11 protein-coding genes, 1 tRNA gene and 1 pseudogene are annotated in these 10,746 nt (G+C 74.9%); 7 read left to right on the forward strand and 6 right to left on the reverse strand.

The annotated features are described in order from the left end of the window. Nucleotides 1–276: 276 nt before the first annotated feature. Nucleotides 277–352: transfer RNA gene (locus tag ACFV1J_RS39920), tRNA-His, on the forward strand. 79 nt (nucleotides 353–431) lie between these two features. Here the strand turns inward: ACFV1J_RS39920 and ACFV1J_RS39925 are convergent. Further along, nucleotides 432–1,082, reverse strand: a complete 651-nt coding sequence (locus tag ACFV1J_RS39925) for an NAD(P)-dependent oxidoreductase (RefSeq protein WP_385866842.1) — start codon at nucleotides 1,080–1,082, stop codon at nucleotides 432–434. Nucleotides 1,083–1,240: 158 nt separating this feature from the next. Here ACFV1J_RS39925 and ACFV1J_RS39930 point away from each other — a divergent pair, with 158 nt between their 5' ends. Beyond that, complete coding sequence (locus ACFV1J_RS39930) at nucleotides 1,241–2,179, forward strand: helix-turn-helix domain-containing protein (RefSeq protein ID WP_385866844.1); 939 nt, start codon at nucleotides 1,241–1,243, stop codon at nucleotides 2,177–2,179. Nucleotides 2,180–2,272: 93 nt separating this feature from the next. Here the strand turns inward: ACFV1J_RS39930 and ACFV1J_RS39935 are convergent. The 3 genes and pseudogenes from ACFV1J_RS39935 to ACFV1J_RS39945 form a co-directional block, all read right to left on the reverse strand. Beyond that, a pseudogene (locus ACFV1J_RS39935) lies at nucleotides 2,273–3,261 on the reverse strand (chitinase); the annotation flags it as partial. A gap of 238 nt (nucleotides 3,262–3,499) precedes the next feature. Then, nucleotides 3,500–4,897, reverse strand: a complete 1,398-nt coding sequence (locus ACFV1J_RS39940; RefSeq protein WP_385866847.1) for an ATP-binding protein — start codon at nucleotides 4,895–4,897, stop codon at nucleotides 3,500–3,502. Nucleotides 4,898–4,910: 13 nt separating this feature from the next. Then, entirely contained in the window at nucleotides 4,911–5,603 is a 693-nt protein-coding gene (locus tag ACFV1J_RS39945) for a response regulator transcription factor (protein ID WP_385866848.1), read from the reverse strand. Between the two features lie 109 nt (nucleotides 5,604–5,712). Between ACFV1J_RS39945 and ACFV1J_RS39950 the strand changes: the two genes are divergently transcribed. Continuing rightward, nucleotides 5,713–6,282, forward strand: coding sequence for a hypothetical protein (locus ACFV1J_RS39950; RefSeq protein WP_385866851.1), 570 nt, complete (start codon nucleotides 5,713–5,715; stop codon nucleotides 6,280–6,282). 33 nt (nucleotides 6,283–6,315) lie between these two features. On the opposite strand, the gene ACFV1J_RS39955 is transcribed toward ACFV1J_RS39950, so the two are convergent. Then, nucleotides 6,316–7,176: a spermidine synthase gene (locus ACFV1J_RS39955; RefSeq protein WP_385866854.1), complete on the reverse strand. Its 861-nt coding sequence runs from the start codon at nucleotides 7,174–7,176 to the stop codon at nucleotides 6,316–6,318. Nucleotides 7,177–7,372: 196 nt separating this feature from the next. Beyond that, the gene (locus ACFV1J_RS39960) at nucleotides 7,373–7,720 is read right to left on the reverse strand and encodes a chaplin (protein ID WP_385866856.1); all 348 of its coding nucleotides are present in this window, start codon (nucleotides 7,718–7,720) and stop codon (nucleotides 7,373–7,375) included. A gap of 245 nt (nucleotides 7,721–7,965) precedes the next feature. On the opposite strand from ACFV1J_RS39960, the gene ACFV1J_RS39965 reads away from it, so the two are divergent. The 4 genes from ACFV1J_RS39965 to ACFV1J_RS39980 all read left to right on the forward strand — a co-directional run. Beyond that, nucleotides 7,966–8,583 carry a hypothetical protein gene (locus ACFV1J_RS39965; protein WP_385866858.1) on the forward strand — a complete coding sequence of 206 codons (618 nt, stop codon included), beginning with the start codon at nucleotides 7,966–7,968 and terminating at the stop codon, nucleotides 8,581–8,583. A 77-nt stretch (nucleotides 8,584–8,660) separates the two neighbouring features. After that, nucleotides 8,661–9,068: a glycosyltransferase gene (locus tag ACFV1J_RS39970; protein ID WP_385866860.1), complete on the forward strand. Its 408-nt coding sequence runs from the start codon at nucleotides 8,661–8,663 to the stop codon at nucleotides 9,066–9,068. Next, nucleotides 9,065–10,564 carry an exopolysaccharide biosynthesis polyprenyl glycosylphosphotransferase gene (locus tag ACFV1J_RS39975; protein WP_385866864.1) on the forward strand — a complete coding sequence of 500 codons (1,500 nt, stop codon included), beginning with the start codon at nucleotides 9,065–9,067 and terminating at the stop codon, nucleotides 10,562–10,564. The genes ACFV1J_RS39970 and ACFV1J_RS39975 overlap by 4 nt, the downstream gene beginning before the upstream one ends. Further along, the coding region (locus ACFV1J_RS39980) for a hypothetical protein (RefSeq protein ID WP_385866866.1) at nucleotides 10,561–10,746 on the forward strand (186 nt) is incomplete at its 3' end. The genes ACFV1J_RS39975 and ACFV1J_RS39980, both read left to right, overlap by 4 nt.

Here is a 10,746-nt window from a genome sequence, read left to right on the forward strand (position 1 = left end):
GCCATCGGCCCCCTTAGGGCATGGCCCGGGGGGGGCCCCCGCCCGCGCGCCCCCGGGCGCCCCCGCCGCCGGCCCGCCCCCCCGCCCCCCCCCCCGGCCGCCAAGAGGTGTTTACCCCCCCGGGGGTTTGTGGGGGTGCCGCCCCCCCGCCGCGGTGACGACCCGGAAGACACGCCCACGCTCCCCCGGCCGGAAACCTGGGCGCGAGCACCCCCGAAGACCCTGTACACTTTTTCTCAGCCGGTGGGGAAAAAGAACCACACAGCACCGGTCATGGTGGGTATAGCTCAGCTGGTAGAGCACCTGGTTGTGGTCCAGGATGTCGCGGGTTCAAGTCCCGTTACTCACCCCACTGAAAGGCCCCCGACCTCTGGTCGGGGGCCTTCGTGTTGCCGGGCGCGGGCATTCGGGGCGCCTGGGCGGGGTTCCGCTCAGTAGCCGACGGTGAAGCGCTCGCCGATGTGCCGGGGCCGCTCGATCTCGTCGACGAGGGCGACGGCGTAGTCCTCGGCGGAGATCCGGCTGCTGCCCTCCGCGTCGGTGACCAGGTCGTCGGTGGCGGTGCGGTAGCCGCCGGTGCGCTCGCCGGGCGCGATGGTGGCGGCCGGGCTGAGGTTGGTCCAGCGGACGTCGGAGACCGAGCGGTAGAGGTCCAGCGCGTCGCCGTGCGCGTGCATGATCTGCAGCAGGAACTCCGGCAGGCCCTCGGCGTCCCAGACCTGCTTGCCGTCGGGCGTACGGAGCGAGCCGGCGCCGCCGACCGCGATCAGCCGGGGCGCCGCCGCGCCGAGGGTGCGCAGCCCGGCGACGAGGGACTCGGCGGCGGGCCTGATCGTGGCGAGGTGCCCCGGGCCGTCGCCGCCGCCGACCGCGCTGACCACGACGTCCTTGCCCTCGGCGGTCGCGGCGACGGAGGCTGGGTCGAGGACGTCCCCGGTGGTCACGGTCAGGGCCGGGTGGCCGGTGGTGAGCTTCGCCGGATCGCGGACGACCGCGGTGACCTGGTGACCGCGCCGCAGTGCCTCGTCGAGGATGCGGCTGCCGATCGTGCCGGTGGCGCCGTAGAGAGCGATCGTGGACATGGGGGATCTCCCAGCTGTGCGAGGTGACCGGGTGCGCCGGTCGTACAGGGTGGCCGGTGGGTCCGGAAGCGGACTGCCGTTTCCCGTCAGCTGTCCCGCTGACGTCTCCTACGCTAGGCCGCCCAGCGGGGGTTTCCGGGGTAGCGAAGGGACCGGGGATGGTCAGAAAGCGACAGGGAGGCGGGGAGCCGGTTCCGGAGATCCGGGAGGTGGCGTTCTCCGCGCCGGCCGGGCGGCCGTCGGGCGTGGAGGTGCTGACCCTCGCCGAGCTGCGGGACCGGGCGGACGCCTGCCGGCTGGCCACACCGCACCGGCCCGGCTTCCACCACCTGCTGCTGCTCGACCGCGGCCGGCTGGTGCACAGCGTCGACTTCCGCGACCACCTGCTGACCCCGGGCGATCTGCTGTGGTCGCGCCCCGGTCAGGTGCAGCACTTCGGCGATCTGGCGGGCGCACAGGGGCGGCTGGTGCTCTTCGAGGCGGGCTTCCTGGACCCGGCGACCGCGGCCGCGGCCCGGATCGAGGACTGGTACGGCCCGCCCGTACGGCATCCGCGGGGCGCGGCGGCGCGCCGGGTGGCGGAGGCGATGGACCAGCTGCACCAGGAGTTCGGGGCGCTGGGCGGGCTGCCGCTGGAGGTCCATCGGGAGGTGCTGCGGCATCTGCTGGCCGTACTGGTGCTGCGGGCCGCGCACCCGGAGGGGGCGGCCGGGGACGACGCGGGCAGCTGCCCGGCGGGTGAGACGTATCTGCGGTTCCGGGACGCGGTGGAGCGGGGGTTCACCCGCAGCCGCCGGGTCGCCGACTACGCCCGGGCGCTGGGGTACGCGCCGCGCACCCTGTCCCGGGCCACCGAGGCCACCGCCGGGGTCGGGGCGAAGGAGTTCATCGACCGCCGGGTGGTGCTGGAGGCCAAGCGGCTGCTGGCGCACGGCGACCAGTCGGCGGCCCGGATCGCGGACCGGCTGGGCTTCGCCGACGCCACCAACTTCAGCAAGTTCTTCCAGCGCCGGACGGGCCGCACCCCGATCGCCTTCCGGGAGGCGGTACGGGGCGGGGCACAGCGGGTGGGGGGTGGCCCGCTGCGCCCCGCGTGAGGGGTGTCTCCTCCGTCAGCCCGGCGGGATCAAGGAGACACCCCTCGGTACGGTGGTCCGGTTCGGTTGGGGGGCCGGACCGCCGGTGGGGGGTCAGCCGGTGTAGGCGCCGAAGGCCTTGGTGAAGTCCAGCGGGCGCTGTTCGATGGAGCTGCAGGTCGGCTGGGCGGAGTGCGACGTGCCGCCCTCGCAGGCCTTGTCGCGGGTGGCGGACCACATCGACAGCCAGCCCAGGTGCTTGCTCCGGGCGAACTTCACCAGCTGGGTGGCGTCGTCGGTCTTGAAGACCTCGGTCTGGACGTCGTTGACGCCGATCATCGGGGTCACCGCGACGGCCTTCCAGGCGGCCGCGTCGCCGAGGCCGAGGGCCTTCTTGAGCTGGCCCTGGGTGGCGGTGGCGGCCTGGGTGGCGTAGGTGCCCATGTCGCCGCTGTAGGAGGGGCCGTAGTCCATCGCCATGATGTTGACGGCGGAGATCTTCACGCCGTTCTTCTTGGCGTCGGCGACCAGGTTCACGCCGTCCTGGGTGAGGCCCTCGGGCATGACCGGCAGGGTGAAGGAGACGTCCAGGCCCGGGTGGCTCTTCTGGAGGCGCGCGACGGCCTGGGCGCGGCGGGTGTTGGCGGCGGTGTTGGGCAGCGCGCCGCCCTCGATGTCGAAGTCGACCCGGGTGAGCTTGAACTGGTCGATGACCTTGCCGTACGCGGCGGCCAGCTCGTCCGCGGAGGTACAGGCGACGCCGAGTTCGGAGCCGTTGGCGCCGCCGAAGGAGACCCGGACGTCGCCGCCGGCCTTGCGCAGTGCGGGTATCTGCTTCGCCACCGGGTCGCTGCCGAGGTCCACCATGCCGCCCCACTTCGGCGTACAGCCGCCGCCGGAGGTGATGAAGGCCAGGTTGAAGTTCTTCACGCCGGTCTTCTGCGCGGTGCCGGCGAGGTCGTAGGCGGGCGAGAGGGAGGTGTCGACGTACGGGGCGAAGCCGGCCGCTGCCTTGGTGCCGGTGGGGCGCGGGGCCTTGTCGGCGAGCGCGGAGCCGGCGACGGCGAACGCGCCGCCGGCCGCGACCGCGGCGGCCGTGCCGGTCAGGATCAGCTTGGTGGTGCGGCTCTTGCGCCGGCGGTGTGCGGAGGAACTCATCTCGTCCTGCCTGTCGTCACGTGGGGGGTGCGGGGCACCGGGGGAAGTCGGTGCGCTCCGCACGCTAGCGACAGCGAAACGGACAAATGCCGGGATCCGTACGGACGTTGGGGGAATTATGGCGGCCTTAAGGAAGCGGAAGGCGGTGGTTAAGACCACCGGCCTATGCCCGGTGACGGGTGCTCAGGAGCCGGTGCGCGCGGCCCGCCGGCCGCCGGGGCGCAGCCTGCGGCGCAGCCGGTGGCCGCGGCGGGTGGCGCCCGGGCCGCGCCCGCCGTCCAGGGCCAGCCAGACGCGTACCTCGGTGCCGCCGAGGACGGAGCGGCCGATGCGGACGTCGCCGCCGGTGGACTCGGCCAGCCGCCGCACGATGTCCAGGCCGAGGCCGGTGGAGCCGTCGCCGCCCCCGCCGTGGCCGCGGCGCAGCGCCGCCTCGGGGTCGGCGATGCCCGGACCGGCGTCCGAGACCAGCACGATCACCGCGTCCTCGGCGTTGTGGACGTCGACGGCGAAGGCGGTGCCCTCGGGGGTGTGCCGGAAGACGTTGCCGAGCATCGCGTCGAGGGCGGCGGCGAGGTCGGGGCGGGCGACCGGGACACGGACCGGGCGGTCGGCGCCGGCGACCCGGGCGGTACGCCCCTCGTCCTCGGCGAGCGCGGACCAGAAGGCCATCCGCTCGCGGATCACCTCGGCGGCGTCACAGCCGGCCGCCGCCTGCTGGGTGTGCGCCTTCTGTTCGCGGGCGGTGCGGATGATCTGGTCGACCTCGCGCTCCAGTTGGGCGACGGCGGAGCGGGTCTGTTCGGCGGCCGGGGTGTCGCCGAGGGAGGCGGCGTTGAGCCGGAGGACGGTGAGCGGGGTGCGCAGCCGGTGCGAGAGGTCGGCGGCCAGTTCGCGTTCGTTGGCGAGCAGTTGGACGACCTGGTCGGCCATGGAGTTGAACGCGGTGGCCGCGGCCCGCAGTTCCTTGGGGCCGTCCTCCTGGACGCGGACGCCGAGCTGGCCGTGGCCGAGGTCGTGGGCGGCGCCGGCGAGCCGTTCGGCGGGACGCACCATCCGGGTGCCGAGCCGGTCGGCGACCGCGACCGAGCCGATGACCAGCGCCAGCCCGACGCCGGCCAGCACGACCCAGGAGGTGGTGACGCCGTTGGTGAGCGCGTCGTCCGGGACGAAGACCTCGACGACGGCGATGCCGGAGGCCACCGCGGTCGGCTGGAGCAGCGAAGTGCCGCCGGGGACCGGGGAGATGGAGGCGCGGCCGAGTTTGACGGCGGCGGCCACGTCCGCGGGGGCGGCCCGCCGGGTGCCTATTTCGGCGGGCTTGCCGTTCTTACCGCTCGCCGGGACATGGACCCCGATGCGGCCGCCGGCGCCGGTCTCGGCGCTGGCCACGGCCCGTTCCAGCTGGGTGCGGTCGGTGGTGATGGCGAGCACCGGGCCGATCGTGGCGGCCTGCCGCTCGGCGTTGGAGTAGGCGCGGTCGCTGGCCATCTCCTTGACGACGAGTCCCAGGGGCACGGCGAACGCGACCACGACCATCGTGGTGACCGCCAGTGCCACCTTGACCAGGGCCCATCTCATAGCGCGCGGCCCTTCACTGCGGTGGCTCCAGCTTCACGCCGACACCCCGAAGGGTGTGCAGATACCGGGGCTTCGCCGCGGTTTCGCCCAGTTTGCGGCGGAGCCAGGACAGATGGACGTCGATGGTCTGGTCGTCGCCGTAGGACTGCTGCCAGACCTCGGCGAGCAGTTCCTTGCGGGGGACGACGACGCCGGGCCGGCCGGCGAGGAACGCCAGCAGGTCGAATTCCCGGCGGGTGAGGTCCAACGGCGCGTCGTCCAGGGTGGCCTGACGGCGCAGCGGGTCGATGGACAGCCCGCCGACCCGGATCACTCGTGAGGGGGGTTCCGCGCCGGCCGCACCGGCCCGGGAGCGGCGCAGTACGGCCGCCATCCGGGCCGAGAGGTGCTCGACGGAGAACGGTTTGGTGAGGTAGTCGTCGGCGCCGTCGTTCAGCAGCCGCACGATGTCGGCCTCGTCGTCCCGGGCGGTGGCGATGATCACCGGGACGTCGGTGATGCCGCGCAGCATCTTCAGCGCCTCGCCCCCGTCCAGGTCGGGCAGTCCGAGGTCCAGGATGACCACGTCGAACCCGACCTGCGCCACCTCGCGCAGCGCCTCCAGGGCGGTCCCTACGCTGCGTACGGTATGGGCCGCCTCGGTCAGATGCCGGATGAGGGCCGAGCGTACGAACTGGTCGTCCTCGACCACGAGCACACGTGCCATGGGCGGCACCGTACGCCATCGGGTGACGGTCCTTTACCGGAGGTTGACGCCGGAGTGGTTCGTTCCGCCTGCTCTCGCGGGCTGCGACGGGGGTGTCCGGTGGTGCAGTATGAGCCGGATGCAACGAGGACTGGTTCATGCGGCGGCCTGGACGCTGGCGACCGGCGCCGCGGTCACGCTGTCGTGGTTCGGCGTGCACACCGTGCTGTCCGGCACCGCGTACGACGCACCGCGCGCCCTGCCCCTTTCCGACCAGGTGGCCTCCTCGGGGGCGAAGGCCGACGGCGGCGGGGCGCCCCGCGCCTCCTCCACGCACCGCCCCAAGCCGTCCGCCACTCCCTCGCGCCGGCCGTCCGCCACCGAACCGTCCGCCACCCCCTCGCACACCGGTGGCACCCGCTCGCGGCGCCCGCGCACCACGGCGCCGGGCGGCACCGGCGACACCTCCGACGGCCGGATCAGCAGCTACGCCACCTCGGGCGGCCGGGTGGTCTTCGATCTGGGCGGCTACGCGGCCGAGTTGGTGTCGGCGACGCCGAACTCCGGCTGGGAGATGCAGGTGTGGAAGCAGCAGGGGTGGATCCGGGTGGACTTCACCGGCGCCGGCGGGCACACCTCGGTGATCTGCACCTGGAACGGCCATCCGCCGACGGTGGAGACCAGCAACAACGCGACATGAGCCGTCCCGGCGGGCGCCGCCCGCACGCCCCCCTCAGGTGAAGGTGCCGGCCGGCGGGGCCGGGGACGCGACGGCCGTGGCGTCGGTGACCGGGGCCGCGCCGCCGGTGAAGTCGGCCAGCGCCCGGCCGTGTTCGACCCGTCCGGTCTGCGGGTCGGTGGCCGCGCGGCGGGTCAGCTCGGCGACCGGGAGCGTGCTGTCGGCGGCCAGCAGGACGGCGTTGCCGAAGCGCTTGCCGCGCAGCACCGCGGGGTCGGCGATCAGGCAGAGCTCGGGGAAGACCGTGTGGACGGTGGCGATCTGGCCGCGCAGGAACGAAAGCGGCGGGCCGTCGGCGAGGTTGGCCGCGTAGTGGCCGCCGGGCCGCAGCGCGCGGCGGACGTCCGCGACGAACTCGCCGCTGGTCAGGTGCGCGGGGGTGCGGGCCCCGCGGAAGACGTCTGCGATGACCAGGTCGGCCCAGCCGTCCGGGACCTTGGCCAGGCCGGCGCGGGCGTCGCCGCCGCGTATCCGTATCCGCCAGGTGCGGTCCCACGGCAGCTGCCGGCGGACGAACTCCACCAGCGGGGTGTCGATCTCCACGGCCTGCTGGGTGGAGCGCGGCCGGGTCGCGGCGACGTAGCGGGCGAGGGTCAGCGCGCCGCCGCCGAGGTGGAGGACGCGCAGCGGCTGTCCGGGCGGTCCGGCGAGGTCGGCGATGTGGCCGAGCCGCCGCTGGTACGAGAAGTCCAGGCGCCGCGGGTCGTCGAGGTCCACATGGGACTGCGGGGCGCCGTCGAGGAGCAGGGTCCAGCCGCGCGGCCGGTCCCGGTCGGGCCGCAGCTCGGCGAGCCCGCCGTCCACCGTCTCGGTGACGGTCTCCACGCCGCCGCGCCCGCGCCTGCTCTTCGCCATGCGGTCAAGTATCGCCGGTGCCCCCGAGGACGCCGACGCAGGTGGGGCGGGGCGGACGGTGGAGTGGGGTGGGTGGGGTGGGTGGAGTGGGTGGAGGGGGTGGAGTGGCGGACCACCCGAGACCGGAGCCACGGGAGGTCCGCCGACTACACCACGACCCGGGCCGGTCCGAGGTCCGTTCGGACCGGCGGGCGGGTCACCTGTTGATGCAGACGTTCCCGAACGCCGGGTTCAGCAGCCCGGGAAGGTTGATGGTGTTACCGCAGACGTTGATCGGAACGTTGATCGGAACCTGGATCAGGTTGCCGCTCAGAATGCCCGGGGAGTGCGCGGCGACACCGTATGCGTTGGCACCGCCGTGGTGGCCGTAGGCGAAACCATGGTGCTCGTAATGGTCGTGGCCACGGTGGTGGTGGCGGTGGTGGCCGTGACGGCCGTTGTGGCCGTTGTGGCCGTCCCCGCTGGCGGACGCGATCCCCGCGCTGCTGAGTACCAGCGCGCAGCTGGCCGTGGCCATCGTGGCGGTCGTGATAAACCGCTTCATCCCATTCTCCTTTCAGTTCGCGAATGGGGCACCGGTCACAACGAACGAAATACGTCTGAGATGCGGGCGTCCACCCCTGACGGGGGGTGTTAACCCTATTGGCATAAAGATCGTTCCGCCATTTCAGTGCGGCATTCCGCCGTTCGGGATCACCGGCTTCGAGCCGGGCGTGCCTGCCGCGGTTTCCAACATGATTTCTGTCAGAGTGCTCTCCTGTTTGACTGATAGAAGTCGGAGAGGAAGACATGCGGAAGTCGACGGACCGCACCGGGCGCGGCCTCGTATGCGCGCCGGCGGCATGGGCATTGCCGGCCGCCCTGTCTTCGGCCGCGGCCGCGCCGGCCGCCCCCCGGGAATCCGCACGCATTCCTTCCGCCGAGCGCCGCCACGTGACCCGGCACGGCGGCATCTCGCGGGCCGCCAACTCCTCGCCGACCTGCGCGGCGGCGACCCGCGGCACGGCTCGGGGAGGCGCGACGGCCCGGACGGGCGGCGCCGGGGCCGACGGCCGTTACCGGACGGCGTACGCCGAGGTCACCGGCCCGGTGCGGAGCGGCGGTGCGGGCGGCCGCACGGTGGCCCGGGTCGACGTCGCCGTCGACCGCTCCCGGGCGGGTGCGTGGGGCGGCCGGACGGACCTGCGGAACCCGACCGTCACCGAATTCGGCCAGGAATCCGCGCGGCCGCCGGCCGCTCGCCGGGCCCTCGGCCTGGATCGCCATACCCTCGGCCTGGATTCCGAGGTATTCGGCCGCCGGCCCGCTCTGCGGTCCGGCGGCGATCGGCTCACTTTCCGCTTCTCCGCGCGCAGGCCGGGATATCCGCCCGGCGCGCTCTTCGTCCGGACCGATACCCGACGCTGAGCGGCGCGCTGCGGGAATTCCACGGCGAGTTCCGCCGGAAAAGAGTTCTGTCGGCCCGGTGATCAGGGGAGCGGTGCGTGGCGGCGCAAGAGCTGAGTTCCGGTGAGCGGCCAACGGTCCGGCATGTATCCCGGCCCGCCGACGGCGGGGTGGCCCGGGTCGTCGCCGACCTGGTGCGCGGCCAGGCCGCCGCCGGCCCGCGGACCGTGGTGGCGGCACCGCCCGGCGGCGCGCTGCTCCGGGACGCCGCGGCGGCGGGCGCCGAGGTGGCGGACGCCGAAGTGGCCCCCTGGCCGGCCCGCCGCACGCGGGTCCCGGCGCTGCCCGGCGAGACCGGGCGGCCGGCCCGGCTGATCCGGCGGCTCGGCCCGGACCTCGTCCCAAGGCACCGCGCCAAGACCGGACCGGCCGCCCGGCCGGCCGTCCGGGGCCGGATCCCGACCGGGGAGTCCGGCCCGGAGCGCGCGGAGCGGAGCGGACGATGACGACCGAGAGCGCGGACGCGCACCCCTCCGCCCGGGTCCGGCCGGCCGCGGCGGCCCGCCCGGCGGCGCCCGTGGTCTGCCCGCCGCGCGGCCCGCAGTGGCAGCCGCTGCCCCCGCCCCGGGCCGGCCGCGGCCGGCGGCGGAGGGCGGTCCCGCTGGTGGCCGTCGACGCGCTCGCCGTCGTGGCCGCGGCACCGTTGGCCCTGGGCCCGAGCGTCCGGCCGGTCGTGCTCGGCGCCCTCGTACCGGCGCTGGTGCTGCTCCATGCCCAGGCCGGGCTCTACCGCCCCGGACCGGCCCCGAGCGTGCTCCAGGAACTGCCCGCGCTGCTCGGCCGGGCCCTGGTGAGCTGGTGCGCGGCGGCCGGACTGCTCGCCGCCGTCCTGCCCGGGCAGGCGCTGCCGCTCGCCACGCTGGCGGTCACGGTGGGCGCGCACTCCCTCCTGGTGTGCGGCGGCCGGTCCATGGTCCACCGGGCGCGCCGCAACCTGGCCCGCCGCCGGCCGCGCGCCACCCTGATCGTCGGCCCCGATCCGGCCGCCCGACAGCTGGCTGCCGCGCTGCTGGCCCACCCCGAGTACGGCATGCGCCCGGTCGGGCTGGTCCCGCCGGCCCCGGTGGTGCCCGGCCCGGCCGAGGTGCCCACGGGCGGCGCGGCCCAACGGCTGCCCCGGCTGACGTCCTTCCAGGACATCACCCGGTCCGTCATCGGCAACACCGTCCGGGACGCGGTGTTCACCGTGCCGCCGTACGGCGATCCGCACACCACCGCGCTGCTGCGCCGCTTCGTCGACCAGGGCTCGGCGATCTGGCTGGCCGGCGCCGCCGCCGGCCGGGAGGGCCGGCCGCCGGAACCGGGCACCGACCACCTGTGGGGCTTCGCCTGCCGCCCGCTGGACACCACCCCGCCGCGCCCCGGCGGCCGGCGGAAGCGGGCCCTGGACCTGGCCCTCGTCGGGCCGGCGCTGCTGGCCGCGGCCCCGCTGCTGCTGGGCTGTGCGCTGGCCGCACGGCTCGCCGACGGCCCCGGCGTGCTCCACCGCGAGGAACGGATCGGCCGCGGCGGACGCCCGTTCACCCTGCTGAAGTTCCGCACCCTGCGCCCGGACGCCGACCACGACGCGGCGACCACCTCGACGGTGCCGGACGACGACGGCCGGACGAGCCGGGTCGGCCGGCTGCTGCGGCGCACCGCGCTGGACGAGCTGCCGCAGCTGTGGAACGTGCTGCGCGGCGACATGAGCCTGGTAGGACCGCGCCCGGAACGCCCCTCCTCCGTGGAGCGGTTCAGCCGGCAGTACCCCGAGTACGCGGCCCGGCACCGGATGCCGGCCGGGCTGACCGGGCTCGCGCAGGTGCACGGGCTGCGCGGCGACACCTCCGTCGAGGACCGGGCCCGCTTCGACAACCTCTACATCGACAGCTGGTCTCCCGGGCAGGACCTGCGGATCCTGCTGCGCACCGCCGGCGCGCTGCTGCGGCGGGTGCGCGGATGAGCGCGGGCGCGGCGGCGTCCCTTCCCGGCCGGGCCGTGGTGCGCCGCGGACCGGGCATCGCGGCCGGACCGGGCCGGCCGGCCGTCGCCGTCGCGACGGCGGTCGCGGCGGTCGCGGCGGTCTCGGCGGTCGCGGCGGTCTCGGCGGTCTCGGCGGTCGCGGCGGTCGCGGCGGTCGCGGTG

The sequence above is a fragment of the Streptomyces sp. NPDC059649 genome (assembly GCF_042734445.1).
Taxonomy (GTDB): Bacteria; Actinomycetota; Actinomycetes; order Streptomycetales; family Streptomycetaceae; genus Streptomyces.

Bases quoted from the DNA above. Each gene is read 5' to 3' on its own strand.
- ACFV1J_RS39925 (WP_385866842.1), bottom strand. From the start codon at position 1,082: ATGTCCACGATCGCTCTCTACGGCGCCACCGGCACGATCGGCAGCCGC.
- ACFV1J_RS39930 (WP_385866844.1), top strand. From the start codon at position 1,241: ATGGTCAGAAAGCGACAGGGAGGCGGGGAGCCGGTTCCGGAGATCCGG.
- ACFV1J_RS39940 (WP_385866847.1), bottom strand. From the start codon at position 4,897: ATGAGATGGGCCCTGGTCAAGGTGGCACTGGCGGTCACCACGATGGTC.
- ACFV1J_RS39945 (WP_385866848.1), bottom strand. From the start codon at position 5,603: ATGGCACGTGTGCTCGTGGTCGAGGACGACCAGTTCGTACGCTCGGCC.
- ACFV1J_RS39950 (WP_385866851.1), top strand. From the start codon at position 5,713: ATGAGCCGGATGCAACGAGGACTGGTTCATGCGGCGGCCTGGACGCTG.
- ACFV1J_RS39955 (WP_385866854.1), bottom strand. From the start codon at position 7,176: ATGGCGAAGAGCAGGCGCGGGCGCGGCGGCGTGGAGACCGTCACCGAG.
- ACFV1J_RS39960 (WP_385866856.1), bottom strand. From the start codon at position 7,720: ATGAAGCGGTTTATCACGACCGCCACGATGGCCACGGCCAGCTGCGCG.
- ACFV1J_RS39965 (WP_385866858.1), top strand. From the start codon at position 7,966: ATGCGGAAGTCGACGGACCGCACCGGGCGCGGCCTCGTATGCGCGCCG.
- ACFV1J_RS39975 (WP_385866864.1), top strand. From the start codon at position 9,065: ATGACGACCGAGAGCGCGGACGCGCACCCCTCCGCCCGGGTCCGGCCG.